Origin of the sequence: Ursidibacter maritimus, assembly GCF_009761395.1 — a bacterium.
In the GTDB taxonomy this organism is placed as follows: domain Bacteria; phylum Pseudomonadota; class Gammaproteobacteria; order Enterobacterales; family Pasteurellaceae; genus Ursidibacter; species Ursidibacter maritimus.
Map to the genome: position 1 here is coordinate 281449 of NZ_LEKN01000001.1, position 23439 is coordinate 304887.

A 23439-nucleotide genomic window follows, 5' to 3' on the forward strand; every position below is an offset into this window, starting at 1 on the left:
ACAGTTAATCAAGCGGTTACTTTAATATGATATTTCGCAAATAATTCGATTAAAGCAACCGCTTGTGTATTTATATTCTACTCCTATGCTCTACTCTGACGTGAGTATGTTCAACGCCTTCTTGATGCTCATAATCATATTTAAAACCTTTCAATTTAACTTGAATATTATTTTCTTGAGCATAGACATTCGTGAAATCTTCAAGTAATTCTAAAATATCGCTCGCAATATAAATGGCTCGTTCTGCATTGATAGTGATTTTAGAATTAGGTTGAATATTTTTTAATGTTCTCTTTAATGCGGCTTTATTTAAAAAAGACACTTCTTCACCTAGCTCTAACACAATATTATCTGCATCCACCAATTCTTCTCGACTTAAATAATAAGAACGTTTCATATTACCGTATAAAATAAACAAAATACTAATAATTAAGCCAATTCCTACTCCTTTTAACAAATCTAAAAAGACCACTGCAATCATAGTGGCAACAAAAGGAATAAATTGATAGATACCTTTCTGCCAAAAGTGCAAATAGATGCTTGGTTTAGTAAGTTTGTAACCAATAATAATCAGAATAGCGGCTAAACTAGCAAGGGGAATTTTATTCAGTAGGCTTGGAATAGACAGTACACAAATAAGTAATAGTAGCCCGTGGAAAATAGCAGAAATTTTATGGCTTGCCCCTGCATTCGCATTCGCAGAAGATCGAACAATCACAGAAGTCATCGGTAAACCGCCCAATAAGGAGGCTATTACATTCCCAATGCCTTGCGTGCGTAATTCTCGATTTGTATCAGTAATGCGACGATGTTTATCTAAACGATCCGCTGCTTCAATTGAGAGCAATGTTTCAATAGAGGCAACAATCGCAATGGTAATCCCTGTTACCCAAACAATTTGGTTACTGAAGCCTGAAAAGTCGGGAAAACGGATCAATCTTTCTGCTTGTTCTAAATTTTCTGGTACGGGAAGTTGCACTAATTGGCTGGTCGGAATAGCCAATGGACTATTAAAATAGATGAAACATTCGTTGATAAGAATTCCTACAATCACTGCAATTAGTGCTGATGGCAGAATTTTAATTTTTCGCAGTTGTGGAATAAAATCCCAGCCAATCACAATCAGTAAAGCGGTAAAAGCGACAATCAATGAACCTAAATGAACGTGAATAATTGGATCAGAAAATACCGATAATAATTTATCGCTCCCTAAGGCATAAGGTAGCTCTTTAATAATAATGATAACCCCAATACCTGCTAACATACCTTCAATTACCGCAAAAGGAATATAGTTTGTAATACTTCCTGCCTTGATAAGCCCAAGTAAGAGCTGAATAGCCCCAGCAATTAAACCTGCACATAGAAAGAGTTCAAAAGAACCTAATTCACTAATCGCACTTAACACTATTGCAGCTAACCCTGCAGCGGGCCCTGATACACTAATATGCGATGTACTTAGCCAACCAATGACAATACCGCCCACGATACCAGACACAATACCTGATAATGGCGGAGCGCCTGATGCTAATGCAATCCCTAAGCAGAGCGGTAAGGCAATGAGAAAAACAACTAATCCTGATGCGAAGTTTTGTTTAAGTAAACGTCCATTATTTTGAATGAGGCTCATAACTGCTGAATCCAAACCATAAGAAATGGATATCATTCTACGCCTTTTAAATAAGAAAATATTTGGCTTACATCATAAATTGAGTGAGAAATTGAAATTAAAAGTGGGAAAGCGGTAGTTTTACAGCAGAAAAATACCGCTTTATTGCTAATGGAAACTTGCTAACTGTTCTGTTAAACCACTTTGACGTTGAATTTTCATATTTACCCCTTGTTTCCAGATTTTTTCATTACTAAATAGGGTAAATTGTGATTTGGCTCGTGTCACTGCTGTGTACAGTAGCTCTTTGCTGATTACAGGAGAGAACGTAAGAGGCATTATTAACAACGTATGAGCAAATTCAGAGCCTTGTGATTTATGAACTGTCATCACATAAGCAGGTTCATTACTCGGTAAACGATTTACAGAGATACTTAAATAATCACCTTTTTCTGTTTGTGTTTCAAAATAAACACGCAATTTACCTTGCTCATCGGGTAGGATAATTCCAATATCGCCACTGTAAATATTGAGTTGTGGGGCATTTTCAGTCACCAAAATAGGCTTGCCAATGTAGTTTTCGCGACTGTTGCGGAAGTGAACCAAATGGTGTTGTAGCAACGCTTCTGCGATTGTATGGTTCAGCTTCTCAACGCCTAGTTCACTAACTCGTAGGGCGGAAAGGAAACGCACTTGTTGGAAAGCGGTAAAAATAGCCTGAATATTTTCTTTTGTAGGTTCACTTCTATAATGTTTGACTTCTTGCAGATAATCACGATAAAGCATGACCGCTTTTTTGACGACCATTTCAACACAATGCTGTGTCCAAAGTGGCTGTGTAGCAAACTCACTAGCATTCGGATAAGCACATAAACTCAGATCAGTAAATTGTGAATCAGCAAAAATATCCCAGGAACTGATCGCTTGTTGAGCGTTAATTTCTTTTGCCAGTTGCCCGATGCCAGACCGATCATCGAAGCGATAACTATGCCGTAAGTGGCAAAGAGAGTCACAAATAAAAGGTGGATTATCACTCTTAGCTGGAATCATTTCCCCAGTAGTTTCACTTAAATAATGGCTATGAGCAGGGCTGTATCCCAAAGTTAAAAATTGCCCAAGCTCACTCATCATACTGCCTGCTTCTACGGACGCAAGCTGATCTTTATCACCCAGTAAAATAACCCGAGTATTTGGTTTTAACGCATTGAGTAATTTATCCATCACAAATAAGTCAATCATTGAGGCTTCATCGACCACAATTAAATCAATATGCAGTGGATTTTGTGAATGGTAACGTGGCGTATCGCTATGGGGGTAAATCCCAATCAAGCTATGAATTGTCGAGGCTTTCGTCGGCACTTCATTTTTTAAGTTATCGGGCAAAGATAGCCCCTGTAAATTTTGGTGGATAGATTCTTTTAAACGAGCCGCCGCTTTTCCTGTTGGAGCAACAAGTGCAATGTTCAGTAACGGTAGCCCAAGCTTGAGTTGCTTGAGTTGTAATGCGGCTAATAAAATGGCAACAGTGCGAGTTTTGCCTGTTCCTGGACCACCTGAAATAATACTAAATGACTGTTTTAGTGCCGTTGCCACAGCTATTTTCTGCCAGTCAATATTTTCTGATTTTTCTGGGAAAAATTGAGTGATAATCTGCTGTTCAAGGGTAAAATTTGTATTTTGTGTCGGTAAACTGACCGCTTGTTGAAGATATTGTGCAATTTGGTTTTCAGCTTGCCAATAGCGATAGAAATAAACTCGTTGATGTTGGAATAACATCGGCGTTACTTTATTTGGATCAGCGCTAAACGCAATGTGATTGGCTAACACACTTTGCCATTCAAGCGGTGAGATATGCTCAATTTTTTGCAAAATTGCATCACTCAATTCCCGATTTAAGCCAAAAGGATTACTTGCCAAAGCCGAGTCTAGTCGAATACAACTATGACCTTGCATTACATTAAAAGAAACCAAAGCACTAACCAAAATCGCTAAATCCTGTTGTAACTTTGAATAGCCCTGGTTTTGCTGTTTATTATCGATCAATTTAGCAAATTGATAATTTAATTCTGAGATCAGTTTTTCCGATTTAAGATACGCGAGTAGTGTTAGCATAATAGGTAAGAGAGTAAATAGGTTGATGATAAAAATCCACGCATTTGCGTGGATTTTTTCTTGATGACTAATTATTCAACACGTAATAAACGGCTGGTATTTGTACCGCCTTCTTTTAATTCATCACCGTGAGTGAGAAGCACTAAATCACCGCTCATTAAATAACCTTGTTCTTTTAATAAGGCTAATGCTTTTTTCGCACCTTCAATAGTACGGCTATCTAAATCGTAGAAGACTGGTGTTACACCACGATAAAGTGCGGCACGATTTAACGCTTTCTCATTACGAGAAAGAGCATAAATTGGTAAACCTGAACTGATACGACTCATCAATTTTGCTGTTTCACCTGAATGTGTTAATGCAATAATTGCTCTCACGCCGTCCATATGGTTTGCTGTGTACATTGCTGACATTGCAACCGCTTCTTCTACCGCATTAAATTTATCTTCCATACGATGACGAGACACATTGATGCTTGGCATTGTTTCTGCACCTAAACAAACTTCTGCCATTGATTTTACTGTTTCAACAGGGTAATCACCATTTGCTGTTTCACCTGAAAGCATTACCGCATCAGTACCATCTAATACCGCATTTGCAACGTCCATTACTTCCGCACGAGTTGGCATTGGTTTTTTGATCATTGATTCCATCATTTGCGTTGCAGTAATCACAACACGATTTAAACGGCGTGAACGACGAATTAATTTTTTCTGAACGCCAACTAACGCTGCATCACCGATCTCAACACCTAAGTCACCACGAGCCACCATAATCACATCAGCACCTAAGATGATGTCATTCATCGCTTCTTCAGTCGCAACAGTTTCAGCACGTTCTACTTTCGCAACAATTTTAGTATCTAAACCAGCTTCGTGAGCTAATTGGCGTGCGTAGTGTAAGTCTGCACTTGATTGTGGGAAAGATACCGCAAGATAATCAACACCAATTTTTGCGGCTAATTTAATATCTTCTTTATCTTTTTCTGTTAAGGCTGGAGCAGATAGACCACCGCCTAATTTGTTAATCCCTTTATTGTTTGATAATGGGCCACCAACAGTCACTTCAGTAAAGACTTTTTTACCATCAATAGAAATCACTTTTAATTGAACGTTACCATCATCTAATAATAGAATATCACCCGGTACAACGTCATTTGGTAGATTTTTATAATCTAAACCCACTGATTCTTGTGTACCTTCGCCTCTTGGTAAATCTGCATCAAGGGTAAATTTATCACCGATATTTAAGAAAATTTTCCCTTCTTTGAACGTTGATACACGAATTTTTGGACCTTGTAAGTCGCCAAGAATCGCAACGTGTTTACCTAAGCGTTTAGATATTTCACGCACTTTTTCCGCACGACCAATATGGTCTTCAGGTACACCGTGAGAGAAGTTCATACGAACCATATTTGCACCAGCGGCAATAATTTTTTCTAACGTATTGCCACGGTCTGTTGCAGGACCCATTGTACAAACAATTTTGGTTCTTCTGAGTTTACGAGACATTATTGAGTTACTCCATTCATGATAGTTAAAAATAATTGAAATCTTTTCAGTCGGTTGCGGTTCTATAGAAATTGCTTGCAACCATAAAAAACGGGGGGCATTATACGCATAAATCTGCTTAGTTTAAATATAAGGACGGGAAGAATAATGAAGATTTGGGTAATGCGGCATGGAGAAGCTGGCTTCAATGCTACATCCGATAGCCAAAGAACATTGACCGAAAATGGTGAAATGATGGCATATACACAAGGCCAATGGTTAGGAAAAAGGCTTTTAGATCAATCAATTATTTTTGATAAGATTATCGTTAGCCCCTATGTGCGCACACAACAAACTGCAGAACATCTTTGTCAAGGAATGCAAGCGGTAGGATATATGCAAAGTTTTGCAAATATTATCGAAACTTGGCAGGGAATTACCCCTTCGGGCGATCCTGATAATGTATTGGATTATCTCTCCTTTCTAAATGAAGAAGGTGCAAAGCATATCTTAATTGTTTCTCACCTTCCTTTAGTCTTTGATTTGGTTCAACATTTGACCCAACATCAACAAAGTGTCCATTTTTATCCTGCTGTTATTGCAGAAGTGGATTGGAACAGCAAAACGGGACATTTAATCACTACTGCTTTTCCTACTAAATAGCTTTTCTTGGTGAGATCATTTATTAGAAAAGAGTTCTCTCACCTTTTACTATTACTATTTTTTTACTGAGAAAACGTTTGCTTTAAATGGTGTAACGTGTTCTAATGCCTCTCAAGCTAAAAAGCGGGTTATATAAGTTCGTTATTTATTGCACTTCCTGTACTACAAGTTTTAAATTTGTTCCTGAAAGTCCTTTAATATCTATCTCTATCTAAATTCAATTTCTTAGCGTTACCGCTTGTTTCAAGCACAAATTTAATTTCATACATAAAGGAAGACAAAATGTCTAAATTACAAGGCACAGTTAAATGGTTTAACTCAGATAAAGGGTTCGGTTTTATTACTCCTGCGGATAATGGTAAAGATTTATTTGTACATTTTTCTGGTATCGTAGGCACTAACTTTAGAACTTTAAATGAAGGCGATAAAGTAGAATATACTGTTCAAGATTCAGATCGTGGACCATCTGCGATTGATGTAGTGGTAATTCGTTAATCAATTCAGGGCAACAGTGTATGTTGCCCATTTTTCAACATTCACACCAAATAAAAATTCCCCTATAAACTCATCAGACAACTAGCTGCTGTTAAACGTGCTTTACCAAGTATTTAATGGTATTTAGTTATTTACCTATGAGATATACGCTGACCTAGATGTAGAAAAAACGACAAATAGGCTAGAATGCTTATTTAAAGAACCGAGGATAAATGATGCTCTCATAGCAGCTTAATGAGAAAGAGTAATATATTGTTTATACTGGATTTTTTTAAATAAAAAGAGTTGCTAATAACATAAGAAAAATATTATTAGCAACGACTTTTCCATTTACAGTTATTTTTGCCTAATACTATGCCTTATACCAAATGCGTGTTTGATAATCACGAATTGAGCGGTCAGAGCTGAAAGTACCTAGACGAGCAGTATTGAGAATGGTGGATTCTACCCAAGCGGTCTGATTTTGGTAACGTTTTGCAATTTCTTGCTGTGCTTGGCGGTAGCTTGCAAAATCCGCCAATACGCAGAAATAATCGTGATGAAGCATATCGTTCACTAAGGCTTCAAAACGCTCTGTTTCGCCATCAGAGAAAGTACCATCTGCAAGTGCATCAATCGCTTTACGCAAGGTTTCATCTTGCTCGTAATAGCGTTTAGAGACATATCCTTCTGTGCGTAATTGGCGAACAGAATCAACGGTATGGCCGAAAATAACCACATTTTCTTCCCCTGCGTATTCTGCAATTTCTACATTAGCACCATCTAATGTCCCCAATGTAATTGCACCGTTTAGTGCCAATTTCATATTCCCTGTACCCGATGCTTCTTTACCTGCAAGGGAAATTTGCTCGGAAACATCTGCAGCCGGGATAATTTTTTCTGCCAAGCTCACTCGGTAATCAGGTAAGAAAGCAACTTGCAGCTTACCCTGCATATCAGGATCACTATTGATAACCTTAGCAACACCGTTTATCGCTTGGATAATCTGTTTTGCCATAAAATAGCCGGGTGCAGCTTTTCCTGCAAAAATAAAGACTCTCGGTACACATTCCTGAGCAGGATTTGCCTTTAATTCTTGATAAGTCGCAATAATATTGAGTAAGTTTAAATGCTGACGTTTATATTCGTGGAAACGTTTAATTTGAACGTCAAATATCGCATTTTCATTCACTTTTAAGCCGATAGTTTCTTGAATAACTTGAGCTAACACTTGTTTATTTTGCTGTTTGATTTGGCGATAAGCGGTCTGGAATTGCGGATCTTTTGCAAGTGGCTCAATTTGGCGTAGTAATTCAAGATCTTTTGTCCAATCCCCTTGAATATGTTGATCTAATAACTGACTTAACGCAGGGTTAGATTGACGAATCCAACGGCGAGGGGTAATACCATTAGTCACATTGTGGAAACGTCCTTTAAATAAACGAGCATAGGCAGGGAAAAGATCGCTTACCACCAAATCAGAGTGAATTTGTGCCACTCCATTTACTGCAAAAGAGCCAACAACACATAAATTTGCCATTCTGACTTTATTATTCATTAAAACGGCGGTTTCTTGCCACGCTTGGCTAAATTCATCTTCACTAAATTCGGCTTTAACCTGTTGATAAAGCTCGTTATTGATACGATCAATGATAATTAAATGGCGTGGTAGCATTTTAGCTAACAAAGGCTGATCCCACTGCTCAAGGGCTTCAGGCAATAATGTGTGGTTGGTATAAGCAAAGGTTTTTGAACAGATCGCCCATGCATCTTCCCAATGGAGTTGATGTTGATCGAGTAATACACGCATTAACTCAGGAATCGCAATAGCTGGGTGAGTATCATTCAGCTGAATGACTTCAAATTCAGGGAGCTGTTGTAAGCTACGACCTTTCGCTAAATGCTCTCGTAAAATATCAGCAATTGAGCAAGCACAATGGAAATATTGTTGCATTAAACGAAGTTCTTTACCTTCTTGGTGATTATCGTTCGGGTAGAGCACTTTAGTTAATTTGGACGCATCGACCACTTTACTTTCCGCCAGTAAATAGTCGCCATCATTAAATTGGGCTAAATCAAAAGCGGTTTCACTATATCCTTGCCATAAACGCAACGGCTGTTGTACGCCTTTATAGCCAACAACAGGTAAATCAAATGCTTCACCGCAGATAGTCCACGCAGGCTGCCATTCATAGCGATCATCGCCACAATGTAAAACTTCCCCAGCAAATCCAACCGTTTGCTGTAATTCAGGGCGATGATGTTGTTGTAAATAGAAATCTCGATTCCACCCATCACCTGTTTCTCGTTGTTCGCCCGTTGAACCAAAACCCTGTTTAAATAAACCGTATTGATAATGTAAACCGTAGCCAACCGCAGGTTGAGCAAGGCTCGCCATTGAATCTAAATAACAAGCGGCTAAACGTCCTAAACCACCATTACCTAATGATGGATCGCGTTCTTGTTCTAGTACGTCCACCAAATTTTGACCATATTTGGCTAATAAGCTCTCAGCGTCTTGATAAACGCCCAAGCTCATTAAGTTATTACCCAGTAAGCGACCGATTAAAAATTCCATTGAGAGATAATTAACCTTACGAGTATTTGTAAGCGGTGCGTTTTTAGGGAAATTTTGCAAAATAGCTTGTTGGCTAATTTGTGCAATAAATTGATACCACATCGTTGTGGAAAGATCTTTAGGCTGTAAAGAAAGGCGTTCACAATATTCGTGTAATGCTTGCTCTGCCATTGTTTGAAAGGAAGTTAAGTTCGTCATTTCAGATCTCCAAATAAAATTATTTTCACTATTATTCTTTACTCTCCATTGAGATAAATCATCCTTTTGGCTGTCACTGGAGTATGAAGTCAGAGTAGGAAAAAACCATAGCACCGCTGAGTAATTACGATGCTATGGTTTTATATTTTTTGCCTATTTATCTTCTTTTACATCTTTAGGCTCGTTCTTTTTTTCAGGTTCAGGGTCAAATTTGACAACAGGTACGCAACCACGACAAGCCCCAGCATCAACGCCTAAATCTTTGCAAAGTTGGTTATATTTATCGAGTAATTTCCGAAAGAAATTTTTGTTTTCTGTTGTCATTTTCCTGTTCCTAATGCGTTTTAACTTTTAAACGATAACGCCTATCCATCATACAGAGTAATCTTCCACAGTTGCCAATACCATAGGTTAAAGCAGCAAAATAAACAATGGTTGCGGCGACAATGCAGACATTGTACCATACAAAAAAACGGCAAATAACAGTAACTAAAGGAAACATTTTGAACGAATTGATCTTTACCTTAGAACCCGAAGATAACGCTCGCTTACAATCACTCTGCGGTGCTTTTGATGAAAACCTCGCACTAATCGAAAAAAGTTTTAATCTTATTATTGCTCGCCACGCATTTACCTTTACCTTACAACCTCAAGAAGAAAATCACTACTCTCCGTCACTATTGCAAAATAGTGCCAAACTTATTCAGCAGCTCTATGCAGAAACCGCACCACTAAAAGGAAAAATTAAAGAGTTGGACTTAGAAGATGTACATATGGCAATTCAAGAAAGTCGAATGTTGTTACAAGGTCAGTGGCAATCATCGGGTTATGAAATTGCGATTAAAACCAAAAGGGGAGTCATTAAACCTAGAGGCGAACACCAACAAGCCTATTTACGCAATATTTTAAACCACGATATTAGCTTTGGTATTGGGCCTGCAGGAACGGGGAAAACATTTTTGGCGGTTGCTGCGGCGGTAGAATCGTTGGAACGCCAAGAAATTCGCCGTATTCTGCTCACTCGCCCAGCGGTTGAAGCAGGTGAAAAACTTGGCTTTTTACCGGGCGATCTCGGACAAAAAATTGAGCCTTATTTACGCCCACTGTACGATGCCCTATTTGAAATGCTAGGCTTTGAACGTGCACAAAAACTAATGGAGCGAAATGTTATCGAAATCGCACCGCTTGCCTATATGCGTGGTCGAACGCTCAACGATGCTTTTATCATTTTAGATGAAAGCCAAAATACCACCATTGAACAGATGAAAATGTTTTTAACCCGTATCGGTTTTAATTCTAAAGCAGTGATCACAGGGGATGTAACTCAGGTGGATTTACCCCGTAGCCAAAAATCAGGCTTAAAGCACGCAATGGAAGTGCTTGGCAATGTTGAGGAGTTAAGTTTTAACTATTTTGATAGCCACGATATTGTTCGCCACCCTGTTGTCGCCAAAATTGTCCAAGCCTACGACAAATGGGAGGCGGAAGATGAAATTCGTAAAGAAGAAAAACGCCAAGCGAAGTTGGCGTTAGAGCAACAGAAAATTTTAGAACAGGCGGAGTTGCTGTAAATCCGATATTATGTAGTCATTGCACAAAATAAAAGATACTCTCTCCCGTTTACGGGAGAGAGACAGCTCAAAAATGCGTTCAGCAATTTTGAGCAGAGAGAGGGCAAACAAGCGGTAACTTTTTACCACTTTTTCACAAATTTACCATCCTTTGCCCTCTCCCTGATTTGCCGTTCTGAACGAACGTCAAATCTTCCCTCTCCCGCAAGCGGGCGAGGGGAGATTGTGTAACGGTTACATAATTCTGAAAACTCCGTCCTAATACCCCATCATTCGCAACAAACTACGGGTGTATTCAATCGCCTCACTACGATTACTCACGCCAATTTTTTGGTATAGATTACGAATGTGGGTTTTAATAGTGGTGATCGCCACCACTAATTCTTGGCAAATTTGCTCGTTGCTATATCCCGAATAAATCAGCCCTAACACTTGCCATTCCCGTTGGGTAAGCGGGCTGATCTTCAATAATTCTGGCACTTGTGGGTTTTCCAACAAGCTCTTCACAAAGGCTTCATCAAAATGAGCGGTTTTGTGGCGATTATGTTGGTTGATACTGCGTAAAATAAATTGTGCTTTATGGGTCGAAAGCTCATCAAGTACATTAAGCTGTAATAATTGACGAATTTGTTGTGCAACTAAATCCCCTTCAATCACAAACGCACTAATAAAGTTAGTTTGCTGGCTCAAATTAAGTGCTTGAATAAGATCTCGTTGGGCTAAATCTGGCTTACCTTGCAAGTAATACAAGCGATTGCGCAAAATTAACGCACGTTGGCTATCGCTGACTAAATTAAAAATAGCCGTGGTTTTTAACAAACTATTTAAAATTCGTAATGCTTGCTCATAATCTTCCCGCAATAAATAGCAACGAGCAATGTTACGCCATTGACGTTGAGTAAAGTGATTATGTTCTTGAGCAGGGAAATGTGCCTGAGCCAACCAACTTTCCAAATGTTGCGTATCACCTTTCATTTGCCAATAAATCAGCTGCACTTCATCAATGGCGGTAACCCAATCTTTATGGGGCGAGCTTCGAGCAAGTAAACTACGACAATGCTCGATTAAACGCTCTGCATTATTGAGATCGCCTTTAGTTAAAGAACTTTTAGCTAATAACGCCAAACATTGAACTTGCTCTTCTTCATTCTCAAGTAATTCAATCCCCGCATTTGCCATCGCTTCTGTTTGGTCCAAATGATGCCATTCCCATAAAATTTGCCCTTTTAAACGGAGCAAAAATTCATTCATCGGAATTTGATGAAAATCGTTAGTCTGTTGCGTGGTTTCTTTCAATAAATCATAAGCAGATTGCCAAAAACCTTGTGCAGAAAGAATTTCAGACTGTTGTAATCTCGACCACAGCCAATGGTGATAAGCCCGTTGTTGAGTGGCTAATTTTTCTACTTGTTGCATTATCTGCAAGCCATCTTTTAAATAACCACGACAATGTTGTGCCTCACCAATAACAGACTTCGCTACAATTTGTGCATAGTTAAATTCTGATGGCAAATTATTTAATGCTTGAGTTGCCAATAAATAGGCTTGTTCTTCATCACCATTATTGATAGCAACCTGAGCCCGCAACGCATCAAATCGCCCTTGAAAACTCTCTGTAAGCGGTGCTTTTGGCTGAAATTTTTGCAAAATACCCAATACGTCTTGATAACGATGCTGACTCTGTGCCAACCACGCTTTTAACAACACCAAATTCTCATCACGCCATAAAAATTCTGAAGGTAAATGGGTTAAACAATCTTCCAGTAATTTTAATTGCCCTTGATGAAACAGAGACCAACCATTTTCTTGTAAAATACGGTAAAGCGTTTCAGGGTTATCTAGCATTTGAGCGTGATATAAGGCTTCCGAGCCATAGCCCAATTTTAACCAAACCATTGATGCCGTTTGATGAAGTTGTTGCCACTCATTCGGTAATTCTAAACGGCAACTTTGAGCTAAATAGGAGGCTAAAATCGGGTGAAATTTCCACCAGATTTCGCCATCATCTTGGATTAAACGCTGAATAAATAAGCCTTGTTTCTCCAAATCATCAAGTTTTTTAACACCATTTTCATCTTTCGTCAGTGCTAAGACCAATTTTTCATTCATTGAACGTAAAATGGCACAGCGTTGCATAAACTGTTTCACTTCAGGTTCAACATAATGGAAAACTTCTTCATTTAAATAATCGGCAATATGTAACTGATTGAGTTTACTTAATAATTTTTCAGGAAAATGAATTAACTCACTATTTTGCTTAATCGCTAAAATCATTAACTGTAAGGCGGTTGCCCAACCTTCTACACGTTCACACAGCGAAAATACAATCTCATCACTTAAAGTTTCATTTAATTTTTGCTCAAAAAACTGACGAGTTTCATTAGGCGTAAATGCCAACTGATGAACATCAATTTCCAATAATTTATCGTGAATACGCAAATTAGTAATACTCAGTGGCGGCGTAAGACGAGAGAGCAAAATCAAGCTCATGGTATTTGGTTGATGCTTTAACCAAAAACGCAAGGCATCGTGAATTTCACTATTTTCAATGAGATGATAGTCATCAATAATCAGATAAAAATGGGATTGCACTTGATCTAATTGTGCTAATAATCGACCAAAATAATCGATTAAACTGTTTTGATAGCCAATATCTTGTAACGAAATCCCCGTTGCTTTGGCTAACGCAGATGCGAAATAATGTGAGAATTGCTCCGCTTTATTATCACTTTCGTCTAGAGTAAACCACGCCAACGGAATATTTTTGGCTAATAAACGATTTTTCCATTGGGAAAGTAAAGTTGTTTTGCCATAGCCTGCTGGGGCAGTAATTAAGGTAAGTGGATAGGATTTCGCTTGATCTAATAGACGCAACAATGCAACTCGTTCAACTCCTTGTAATTGAGATTGCAAAATCGGTGGCGACTGACTTGATATTAGTTTTGTTGGAATTAACTTAGTAACAATTTGCATCCTGTTCTCCTATCCATAAGCGGCAGGATTTTAGCAAAGTTTTGCGGTTTATGGAGTATGTATCGCTTAAACTTTCAGATTTCTGGCGATTCTTAATTGGTTATATTTAATAAACAGACCCAAGCAGTGTGCCCCTACTAGATGAGATAAAATTTTTTATACGTATATTCTAATGGCACGAGAGTAACCCTCTCGTGCCAAAATATTTTTTAGGGTTGTAAAACATAGATGAATAGGCTGGATTTAGACCAAGTAAAATAGGAACAATAATTCAAAAAGTTTATGGAATCTCTTGATTTACAATAAGTTATTTTTATTCTAGAGCGATATAATCTAACAAATAAAGGATAATTTTTGTCAATAATCGGTATTTTGTTGTAATTTTTGGGGACTAGGTACGTCCAATAGATAGATTATACTGCGATGAGGAGATCATAATGAAAAAATTAACTGAAAATGATGTTACCCCTGAAGATATTTTTTATCAACGCCGTAAAATTATTACTGCAATGGGGCTGGGTGCGGCTACAACGATGTTACCTAATATCAGCTTAGCGGAGAGTAATAACACGTTGAAAAAATTAGATTTTAAAGCAGCTGGTAAAAGTGATTTGATCCTAACTCCAGAGAATAAAGTGACGGGCTATAATAATTTTTATGAGTTTGGCGTTGATAAAGGCTCGCCTGCACAGTATGCGAAAGATTTTAAGGTTGATCCTTGGACAGTTGAAATCGGTGGTGAAGTAGAAAATCCATTTACCTTAGATTATAACCAGCTATTCACACAATTTCCGTTAGAAGAACGTATTTATCGTTTTCGTTGTGTTGAAGCCTGGTCAATGGTTGTGCCTTGGATTGGCTTCGAATTGAATAAACTGCTTGCTAAAGCAAAGCCAATGAGCCGAGCTAAATATGTCGTATTTCATACCTTGTACGATCCTGAACAAATGCCAGGGCAAAAAAACCGTTTCTTTGGTGGTGGTATTGATTATCCGTATGTGGAAGGCTTAACGCTTGCAGAAGCTATGCATCCATTAACCTTAATGTCCGTTGGCTTATACGGAAAAGCCTTACCGCCACAAAACGGTGCTCCAATTCGTTTAGTGGTGCCTTGGAAGTATGGCTTTAAGAACATTAAATCCATTGTAAAAATTACGCTTTCAGAAACTCGCCCACAAACTACGTGGGAAAAATTAGCACCACAAGAATATGGTTTTTATGCCAATGTTAATCCGAATGTTGATCACCCACGTTGGTCACAAGCGTCTGAACGAGTGATCGGCTCTGGTGGTTTATTAAGCGTTAAACGTCAACCTACGTTAATGTTTAATGGTTATGAGCAAGAAGTCGCTCATCTATATAAAGGTTTAGATTTAAGGGTAAATTACTAATGCTGACACTATATAGAGTGATAATCCATTTGGGGTGTTTTGCCCCATTTGTTTGGCTGGCTTCAGTATTGTTATCTGAAAATGAAACCGCTTTAGGTGCAGATCCTATAAAAGAAATTGAGCATTTTCTTGGTTATACCGCCATTGTTATTTTCTGTATTATGTTTTTATTAGGGATTGTTTTACAGTTAGTCAATAAAAACCAATATCAGATTTTACGTCGTCCACTGGGATTATGGGCATTCTTTTATGCGTTACTTCACGTTGCTAGTTATCTAGCTTTAGAGCTGAATTTTGATTTCACCTTATTCTTCGAGGAATTAGTGGAGCGTCCCTACTTAATCTTTGGTGGTATCGCATTTATTATCTTGCTCATAATGGCTATAACGTCCCTGCCTTCAATTAAAAATGCTCTGGGTAAAAAATGGTTTACGATTCATCAGTTTGCTTATTTAGCTATTATCAGTGCAGGTATTCACTATTATTGGTCGGTAAAAAGTATTACGCTTGAGCCAATCATCATTGGTGCCATCATTACTTTGATTGTCGTTTGGCGATACCTTAGCCGATATATTTTACCTTCTCACCGTTAAGTAAATAGCGAGTGAATTTTAAGCTAACCATTTTTCTTTACTTTTCATTTGGTATTTTTGCGATATAATGCGATATAAGTTTCGGTTCGAAAGATAAATGAAATAGATATGTCAAAACGAAATACGCAGCAACGTCGTCAAATTATCGCTAATATGGTACAAGAACAAGGTGAAGTCAGTGTTGAGAATCTGGCAACTTTGTTTGAAACCTCAGAAGTTACAATTCGCAAGGATTTAACCGCTTTGGAAGAAAGCGGTTTTTTATTGCGTCGCTATGGTGGAGCAATAAAAATTCCAACCGAGTTGATTGAAGAATCTCACGAACAACTTTCGAAACAAAAGTTAGCTATTGCTCAAGTCGCTGTTCAGCAGATTAGAGAACATAATCGCATTATTATTGATAGCGGAAGCACAACAGGTGCGTTAGTCAAAGTCTTAAACCAAACAGGTTTGGTGATTATGACCAATTCTTTAGCCTTGGCCAATGAATTAACCACCTTAGAATGCGAACCTACGGTATTGATGACAGGGGGAACTTGGGATTCTCGTTCTGAATCTTTTCAAGGGAAGGTTGCCGAGCAAGTATTACGTTCTTACGACTTTGATCAACTTTTTATCGGTGCTGACGGCTTAGATCTTTTACGTGGAACAACAACCTTTAATGAACTTATCGGCTTAAGTCAAGTAATGGCAGAAGTAGCTCGAGAAGTGATTGTGTTGATTGAATCGCAAAAAATTGGGCGGAAAATGCCTAATTTAGAATTGCAATGGCAACAAATTGATAAATTGATTACAGATGACCAACTTGCACCAGAGATTCAATTACAGATTGAGCAACAGGGCGTTGAAGTCATTCTTGCAAAAAATTAGTGGTTTCTGACCGCTTATAAGCGGTTACATTTTCTCAAATATTTACAAAAGGAAAGCAAAATATGTGTGGAATCGTAGGTGCAGTGGCACAACGTGATATCGCGGAAATTTTAGTCGATGGTTTACATCGTTTAGAATATCGCGGTTATGACTCAGCAGGGATTGCTGTATTAAATCTCGACAAACAGATGCAAATTGTTCGCCGAGTCGGCAAAGTTAAAGCATTAGACGAAGCTCTGGACGCCAACCCATTATTAGGTGGAACAGGGATCGCTCACACCCGTTGGGCAACTCACGGTGAACCATCTGAAACGAATGCTCACCCACATCGCTCGGGGAATATCGCGGTTGTACATAATGGCATTATTGAAAACTATGAAGAATTACGTAGCGAATTACAAGCTCGTGGCTACCCATTCCAATCACAGACGGATACTGAAGTTATTGCTCATTTAGTCGAATGGGAATTACGCAGTGCTAAGAGTTTGCTAGAAGCGGTCCAAAAAGCAGTGGTGCAACTGCGTGGTGCTTATGGCACAGTGGTGATGAACCAAGCAGAGCCTGAACATTTAATTGTTGCTCGCTCTGGTAGCCCATTAGTCATCGGATTAGGTATGGGAGAGAATTTTCTTGCATCAGATCCGCTTGCACTATTGAATGTTACTCGCCGTTTTATTTATTTAGAAGAAGGTGATGTCGCAGAAATTACTCGTCGCTCAGTCGATATTTTTGATCGTAGTGGTGTAAAAGTAGTGCGTGAAATCCACGAAGGTAACTTTGAACAAGATGCTGCGGATAAAGGACAATATCGCCACTATATGCAGAAAGAGATTTTTGAACAACCAGTGGCAATTCGTAACACTTTAGAAGGGCGTATTACCAATGATAAAGTTGTGGTTGATGCAATTGGGGCTAATGCTGCACAAATTCTCAAAGATGCTCAACATATTCAAATTGTTGCTTGTGGGACATCTTATAACGCGGGAATGGTTGCTCGTTATTGGTTTGAATCTATTGCAGGCGTGAGCTGTGATGTGGAAATTGCCTCTGAATTCCGCTACCGTAAATTTGTGACTCGTCCAAATAGTTTATTGATCACACTTTCTCAATCTGGTGAAACGGCAGATACCTTAGCCGCATTGCGTCTAGCAAAAGAATCAGGCTTTATGGCAGCAATGACGATTTGTAATGTAGCAAGTTCTTCATTAGTGCGTGAATCTGACTTTGCCTTTATGACAAAAGCAGGGGTTGAAATTGGCGTGGCATCAACTAAGGCCTTTACAACGCAACTCACCTGTTTGTTACTATTAAATGTTGCAATCGGTCGTTTAAAAGGCAATTTAAGTGAAGAACAAGAGAAACATATTGTTCAATCTCTACAACGCTTACCAGCACAAATTGAGAGTACACTAGTTTTTGATAAAGCAATTGAAAAATTATCGGAAGACTTTGCGGATAAACATCACACACTCTTTTTAGGACGTGGTGAGTTTTATCCAATCGCAATGGAATCCGCTTTGAAATTAAAAGAAATTTCTTATATTCACGCTGAAGCTTATGCGGCTGGGGAATTAAAGCATGGTCCACTCGCACTGATTGATAGTGATATGCCAGTGATCGTGGTGGCACCAGAAAATGACTTACTCGAAAAAGTGAAATCAAATATTGAAGAAGTACGTGCTCGTGGCGGACAGCTTTATGTCTTTGCGGATCATGATGCTGGATTTAGTGATTCAGAAGGATTTAAAACCATAGTTATGCCAAAAGTTGATGAAGTTACCGCACCAATTTTTTATACAGTGCCACTTCAACTTCTTTCATACCACATTGCCCTAATCAAAGGCACTGATGTTGATCAACCACGCAATCTTGCTAAAGCGGTAACGGTGGAGTAATCCGCTAGATTGAATAAGGCAAATAGGAAATGGGAGTGATTTGAGGGGCTCCCATTTTTTATTGGGTAAAATCTAATAGCCCCAGCCATTAAAATCAGGTAAGAAAGTATTATGCATGAGGCGTTTTACACGTGAGTGAATCGTGCCGTTAGGAAATAATTCAAGTTCTCGCCAGCCTTGTGGCAATGGATCTAGGGTAAATTGATCACAATTTGGTTTAAATTGAATACAGGTAGAAGGGGTTGCAAGAATACGATAGCCTAGCCATTCACTATCCACTTCTTGGTGAATATGCCCGTGTATAATCCCTTTAATATTATGGCGAAAAGGCTCTAGTACAGTCGCAAGCTGATAGGGGTTTGCAAGGCTATGTTGATCTAACCAAGCTGAATTAGTTGGAAGAATATTGTGATGTAAAGCAATTAACACATTGCGTTCAGGATATTCAGCTAATTTTTCAGCCAACCACGAAAGTTGAGCATCGCTTAATGCACCCTTGGGAATGCCTTCAATATGACTATCTAGCATTAGTACCTGCCATTTATCGCCGACTAAAATTTGTTTATGTGGTTGAATTTGTGCGTAAAGAGCCAGGGCATTGTGCATTTGTGTCTGTAAGTCGTGATTACCCTCTAACCAGAAGATCGGCTTTTTCAAGGGCTTTACCATCTGAGCAAAGCGATGATAGCCTTCTCGATTATGATCTTGGACTAAATCGCCAGTGGCGAGAATAAAATCATAGTCAAAAGGCTCCTGTTGTATAGCATCTAGTACGGCTTGAAAACTTTGAATGGTCGGAACACCAAGCAATCGTCCATCGTCCGAAGCAAATAAATGGGGATCAGTAATCTGCACAATTCGTACAATGGACGCTAAATCGGGGAATCGATAAGCGTCTTTCATTTTGGGTAAACTCTAAAAAAATAATCTAGAGCGATACTCTACTGATTTAATACTCATTGTCAGTAAGCAATGTTCAAAAATGTGGAGTACTGCACATTTTTTTCGATAATTTTTTTCGTTTATGATGTTAATTAGCTAATGGGGCTAAATAGTGAGCAAAATCTATTCGGATTTTGAGTGTTTCTAACCGTTGTTGAGTGTGAGCGTGCTGTTCTAATTCCGCCATTAAACTAATGCCATCGGCTAGGCTATAAGCGGTTGGATGCTCAATATTTTTTGCAAAAAAATCGGCTAAATCCACCGCTTGTTGTTGCAGTAGCTTGAGCAATAATTGCTGTAAATTTTGCTCGCGTAAACAAGTTGGCACTTGCAATATACTTAAACGTATTTGCCCTTGAAATTGCTTGGGTTGGATCACAAAACCGTATTCTGCAAGCGGTTGAGCAATTTTTTTCCAATGTTCTGCTTGTGGCTGATCAAGCGTTAAATTTAGTGGAATAAGTAAACTTTGTCTCTGCTGTTTTTCTAGCTGATGCTGTAAGTGAAGTTGTGTCAGTTGATTTAAAGGCAAGAGAAAGAACTCATCACGCTGTTTTAATAACAGTGCTTGATTTTTTACAACCGCAAGCACTTGACTATAATCGGTGGCTGATGGCGGAGCAATATTGTTAAGCGGTGAGATTAGCGGAGTTTTTTGCAAAATATCAGTAGGATCTACCCGCTTATCCGCAGGATCTTCTTGGTGTTTTGTTGGGTTTGTTTCCGTTTTTAATAATTCCCCATACCATTTTTGTGCCCCTTTATTGACGTTTTCACGTTGGTGTTCAGAAAAATAAGTCGATGCTGAACGACTAAAGCGTTCTTTGCTGTCTCTTTCTGATGATGAGAATGATGGCATTGGTGAAACCGTAGAGGTTGCAAAGATATTTCGCCCTGATGCTCCCGTATTTGTATCTGGCACATAAGTTGGCAGAGGTTCGCCGAGTTCACTTTCCGATAAAGGTAAGTGTGGTTGAGCTTGTAAAGCATTCAGCACGCCTTGATAGATAAAATCGTGAACCAATCTGCCTTGATGAAAACGGACTTCGTGTTTAGCTGGGTGGACATTAACATCTACATAACTCGGATCAATATCCAAGAATAATACAAATGCAGGATAGGTTTCTTTCGGCAATAGATCGCCATAGGCTTGGCGAATGGCGTGGTTAATGGTTTTATCTCGCATCATTCGTCCGTTTACATAACTGTAACTGACATCATTTTGTGGGCGAGCAAGCGTAGGAGAACCGACCCAGCCATAGAGATGTAAATCATCGTGTTGCCAGTCAATATGTGTCGCCTGTTGGATAAATTCATCGCCACAAATTGTAGCTACTCGTTTCTGTTGTTGTTCAAGGCTACGATCTTCCACCGCTTTATAATGGCGTACTTTTTTCTCATTATGGGTTAGCACAAAAGTTACATTAGGTTTGGCTAGTGCGATGCGGCGAACAACTTCATCAATATGGGCAAATTCCGTTTTATCTGTACGCAAGAATTTGCGGCGTGCAGGGGTATTAAAAAAGAGATTTGCTACTTCAATGGTTGTGCCAATAGGGTGGGAAGCAGGCTGAATTTCAACTTCCATTTCTCTGCCTTGAGCATAGGCTTGCCACGCTTCTGCCTGATATTCAGGGCGAGAAGTGAGCGTTAAACGAGATACCGAACTAATACTGGCTAACGCTTCGCCACGAAAGCCTAAACTTAAAATGGCTTCTAAATCTTCAAGGGTGGAAATTTTGCTTGTTGCGTGACGGGCAAGGGCAAGGGTTAAGTCTTGCTTACCGATCCCACAGCCATTATCTCGAATACGAATTAACTGTGAACCGCCTTTTTCGATATCAATTTGAATTTGATTAGCCCCCGCATCAAGGCTATTTTCGATCAGCTCTTTCACTACGGATGCAGGACGCTCAACCACTTCACCTGCGGCAATTTGGTTAGCTAACTGAGGGGGTAAAATTCGGATTAACGGCTGTGGCTGGCTCATTGCGTTTCTCAAGCTGGAAATTGTTGGGCGAGAGTTTAGCATAAATCCAATAATGCGATGAGTGCTTTTATGTAAGCTGTAAACCCTCAGCCATTTTCTTTTGAGCGTATAAGAACTAGAACAATCATGTAAAATCTTAATTACTCTGATGAAGTGTAGTTTTTATTTATATAATCTTTTAATTCATCAAGAGAATCTGGCTGTTTACATTCATAAAATCCGTCAAAAAGCCCCAAGAGAAAAATATAGGGATTAGAATATTCTGAAAATGAAGCCAAAACACTCTCCTTACTAATATCATAAGAAATATAGGTGGTTTTAGAAGATATGTAATTAATTCCATCATAATCAACATACAGCGTTAAATTTGGATTATTTGTATTTACTGAGTGTAGTTTATATTTTGTTTTACCGAAAAATTTATCTGTTTCATAGTTAAAATCAAAATATCTTCCTGAATCCCATAAATATCCATCTGCGTCATATCCAACAATAGGTTTTATAGCAAAATCCTTTCCTTTGATTTCTCGCCATTTATCTGGTGATGTGTGAATGATAATCCCTTCATTACGATGAACATAGCAATAAACAGGGTGAATAAATAACTTAATAAAATGCCCAAAGAATACACTAAAGTAAGCAATCATTGGCAGGAAAATAATAATGCAGCATTTAAGCCATTTTCTTTTAACCACATAAGCCAAGCCAATGGTGATGAGTATCACGAAAATAAAGAAAGTTAAAATCATTAAGGCAATCATAGAAAACTCCTAAGTATTAAGGGCAAGATCATTATTTAATTCCACTCAAATCTCCTTATATTTATTTGATTAATTCAATAAATGATTTGGTTTTTTTCAGAAGATAAATGATTGTTGTAATTCCTATTGATAAAAAGCAAAAACAGCCAGCCACACATATTCCATAAAAAACTAAAGAGTTCTTAGCTATCCGTATATAAGGTTTTTCAGGCGGTATTACAATATGATTAGAAAGTACAGACCAATATAAAGCGATGATAAAAAAAACTAAGAGTATTAAAACTCCTCCAAAGGAGAATTCTCCTTCAAAGAAATTATTAATGAAAGAGCATAATACTCCAGATAAAATCGCAGATATAATAATATAATTTGCAATGACCTTAGACATAAAAGGTCTATCTAATGAAACTAAACCTATATCACCAAATAAATAGTCATCAATAAACTGAGAAATATTTATCTGAAACTCAGTCATGGCAACATTTGGAACGGTAAGGATTAATACTATGATAATCGCTAGATTAATATTTAGCTGGTAATCTTTTACAAAATTCTCCATTTTTTCTCCTAAACAATGTTATCAAAAGGATGATTTATTAAATGATATCAGTCAATTCTAAAGTTAAATTACTATTTTCTGTTTTTTATATATTCTCTGAGCCTCAGTAACAAAGAGGCTGACATTAATGAGCAGCCAATATGGCTCGCATCTAACTCGATTTTTCCCTCAAAAATATCATTGGCTTCAAGGGATAAATGGTAGTCGATGATTTGACGAATTTTATGGTAAAACAAAATCGCTGAGTTAGGTTGAATACCAAGAATATCAGCAGCTGAACGAGCGGTCACTTCAAGCACAAAAAATTCAAGCAGTCTTTTTTGTATATATTTCTTTAATTTACAATGAGTTATCTTCATTTTTATAGACTAACATTCTTGCTAATCTACTTCAGCCCCTAAAATAATATAGAGCCTTAGATTTTCATCAAGGATTACTTAGGCTTATAACGCTAGAATAAATAGGCTTTCTATAATGTCATTTTTCTCTTCGCAGTCTAGCATACATTGGATCAAGTATGCTTTTATGGAGACTTGGAAAGCCAGCTTATCTGACCACTTATGAAGCTAGCTTGGCTTTTTCTTTGCGTGTATTGCATATCTTCGGTACAATCGCCATTCTTTGAGCGAAGTTCGCTTGTCGCTAGTTCTAAAGTAGGTGCTATGAAAAAATTACTGATTATTGCATTGTTCAGCGGTATCACATTAACGGCTTGTGGGGTAAAAGGTCCGCTTTACTTCCCAGAAAATACACCGCAAGAGCAACAGCCGTAA

At 38.3% G+C, this 23439-nt stretch carries 19 protein-coding genes and 1 pseudogene; 8 read left to right on the plus strand and 12 right to left on the minus strand.

All coding sequences use genetic code 11. The annotated features are described in order from the left end of the window. Positions 1 to 70: 70 nt before the first annotated feature. From A1D26_RS01365 to pyk, 3 genes are all read right to left on the minus strand, one after another. A complete protein-coding gene (locus tag A1D26_RS01365) occupies positions 71 to 1627 on the minus strand; it encodes a SulP family inorganic anion transporter (protein ID WP_157402321.1) in 1557 nt (518 codons plus the stop codon). A 147-nt stretch (positions 1628 to 1774) separates the two neighbouring features. Next, positions 1775 to 3718 (minus strand): exodeoxyribonuclease V subunit alpha, encoded by a 1944-nt coding sequence (recD, locus tag A1D26_RS01370; RefSeq protein ID WP_157402322.1) that lies wholly within the window; start codon positions 3716 to 3718, stop codon positions 1775 to 1777. A 71-nt stretch (positions 3719 to 3789) separates the two neighbouring features. After that, complete coding sequence (gene pyk, locus A1D26_RS01375; RefSeq protein ID WP_157402323.1) at positions 3790 to 5229, minus strand: pyruvate kinase; 1440 nt, start codon at positions 5227 to 5229, stop codon at positions 3790 to 3792. 147 nt (positions 5230 to 5376) lie between these two features. On the opposite strand from pyk, the gene sixA reads away from it, so the two are divergent. Next, entirely contained in the window at positions 5377 to 5871 is a 495-nt protein-coding gene (gene sixA / locus A1D26_RS01380; RefSeq protein ID WP_157402324.1) for a phosphohistidine phosphatase SixA, read from the plus strand. Positions 5872 to 6153: 282 nt separating this feature from the next. Beyond that, the gene (cspE, locus tag A1D26_RS01385; RefSeq protein WP_157402325.1) at positions 6154 to 6366 is read left to right on the plus strand and encodes a transcription antiterminator/RNA stability regulator CspE; all 213 of its coding nucleotides are present in this window, start codon (positions 6154 to 6156) and stop codon (positions 6364 to 6366) included. Positions 6367 to 6718: 352 nt separating this feature from the next. Here cspE and glgP read toward each other — a convergent pair whose 3' ends face one another. The 3 genes from glgP to A1D26_RS01395 all read right to left on the minus strand — a co-directional run bounded on the left by glgP (position 6719) and on the right by A1D26_RS01395 (position 9623). Then, positions 6719 to 9121, minus strand: a complete 2403-nt coding sequence (gene glgP, locus A1D26_RS01390) for a glycogen/starch/alpha-glucan family phosphorylase (RefSeq protein ID WP_157402326.1) — start codon at positions 9119 to 9121, stop codon at positions 6719 to 6721. Positions 9122 to 9274: 153 nt separating this feature from the next. Continuing rightward, on the minus strand, positions 9275 to 9445 hold the full coding sequence (locus A1D26_RS09530; RefSeq protein ID WP_198303026.1) for a DUF5363 domain-containing protein: 171 nt from the start codon (positions 9443 to 9445) through the stop codon (positions 9275 to 9277). Between the two features lie 10 nt (positions 9446 to 9455). Then, a complete protein-coding gene (locus tag A1D26_RS01395; protein WP_157402327.1) occupies positions 9456 to 9623 on the minus strand; it encodes a hypothetical protein in 168 nt (55 codons plus the stop codon). Between the two features lies 1 nt (position 9624). Here A1D26_RS01395 and A1D26_RS01400 point away from each other — a divergent pair, with 1 nt between their 5' ends. Beyond that, positions 9625 to 10692, plus strand: a complete 1068-nt coding sequence (locus A1D26_RS01400; RefSeq protein ID WP_157395205.1) for a PhoH family protein — start codon at positions 9625 to 9627, stop codon at positions 10690 to 10692. 258 nt (positions 10693 to 10950) lie between these two features. Here the strand turns inward: A1D26_RS01400 and malT are convergent, their stop codons facing one another. After that, on the minus strand, positions 10951 to 13665 hold the full coding sequence (gene malT, locus A1D26_RS01405) for an HTH-type transcriptional regulator MalT (protein WP_157402328.1): 2715 nt from the start codon (positions 13663 to 13665) through the stop codon (positions 10951 to 10953). 437 nt (positions 13666 to 14102) lie between these two features. Between malT and msrP the strand changes: the two genes are divergently transcribed. From msrP to glmS, 4 genes are all read left to right on the plus strand, one after another. Continuing rightward, complete coding sequence (gene msrP, locus A1D26_RS01410) at positions 14103 to 15056, plus strand: protein-methionine-sulfoxide reductase catalytic subunit MsrP (protein WP_157402329.1); 954 nt, start codon at positions 14103 to 14105, stop codon at positions 15054 to 15056. Then, on the plus strand, positions 15056 to 15649 hold the full coding sequence (locus A1D26_RS01415) for a protein-methionine-sulfoxide reductase heme-binding subunit MsrQ (protein ID WP_157402330.1): 594 nt from the start codon (positions 15056 to 15058) through the stop codon (positions 15647 to 15649). The genes msrP and A1D26_RS01415 overlap by 1 nt, the downstream gene beginning before the upstream one ends. Before the next feature lie 108 nt (positions 15650 to 15757). Further along, the gene (locus tag A1D26_RS01420; RefSeq protein ID WP_157402331.1) at positions 15758 to 16519 is read left to right on the plus strand and encodes a DeoR/GlpR family DNA-binding transcription regulator; all 762 of its coding nucleotides are present in this window, start codon (positions 15758 to 15760) and stop codon (positions 16517 to 16519) included. A gap of 62 nt (positions 16520 to 16581) precedes the next feature. Then, positions 16582 to 18414 (plus strand): glutamine--fructose-6-phosphate transaminase (isomerizing), encoded by a 1833-nt coding sequence (gene glmS / locus A1D26_RS01425; protein WP_157402332.1) that lies wholly within the window; start codon positions 16582 to 16584, stop codon positions 18412 to 18414. Between the two features lie 72 nt (positions 18415 to 18486). On the opposite strand, the gene cpdA is transcribed toward glmS, so the two are convergent. From cpdA to A1D26_RS01450, 5 genes and pseudogenes are all read right to left on the minus strand, one after another. Next, positions 18487 to 19317, minus strand: coding sequence for a 3',5'-cyclic-AMP phosphodiesterase (gene cpdA / locus A1D26_RS01430; protein ID WP_157402333.1), 831 nt, complete (start codon positions 19315 to 19317; stop codon positions 18487 to 18489). Positions 19318 to 19444: 127 nt separating this feature from the next. Beyond that, positions 19445 to 21346, minus strand: coding sequence for a DNA mismatch repair endonuclease MutL (gene mutL / locus A1D26_RS01435; protein WP_157402334.1), 1902 nt, complete (start codon positions 21344 to 21346; stop codon positions 19445 to 19447). 140 nt (positions 21347 to 21486) lie between these two features. Beyond that, on the minus strand, positions 21487 to 22107 hold the full coding sequence (locus tag A1D26_RS01440) for a hypothetical protein (RefSeq protein ID WP_157402335.1): 621 nt from the start codon (positions 22105 to 22107) through the stop codon (positions 21487 to 21489). 61 nt (positions 22108 to 22168) lie between these two features. Beyond that, positions 22169 to 22666 carry a hypothetical protein gene (locus tag A1D26_RS01445; protein ID WP_157402336.1) on the minus strand — a complete coding sequence of 166 codons (498 nt, stop codon included), beginning with the start codon at positions 22664 to 22666 and terminating at the stop codon, positions 22169 to 22171. A 134-nt stretch (positions 22667 to 22800) separates the two neighbouring features. Next, positions 22801 to 23025: pseudogene (locus A1D26_RS01450) on the minus strand (IS1595 family transposase); the annotation flags it as partial. 303 nt (positions 23026 to 23328) lie between these two features. Here A1D26_RS01450 and lptM point away from each other — a divergent pair. After that, positions 23329 to 23439, plus strand: coding sequence for an LPS translocon maturation chaperone LptM (gene lptM, locus A1D26_RS01455; RefSeq protein ID WP_157395427.1), 111 nt, complete (start codon positions 23329 to 23331; stop codon positions 23437 to 23439).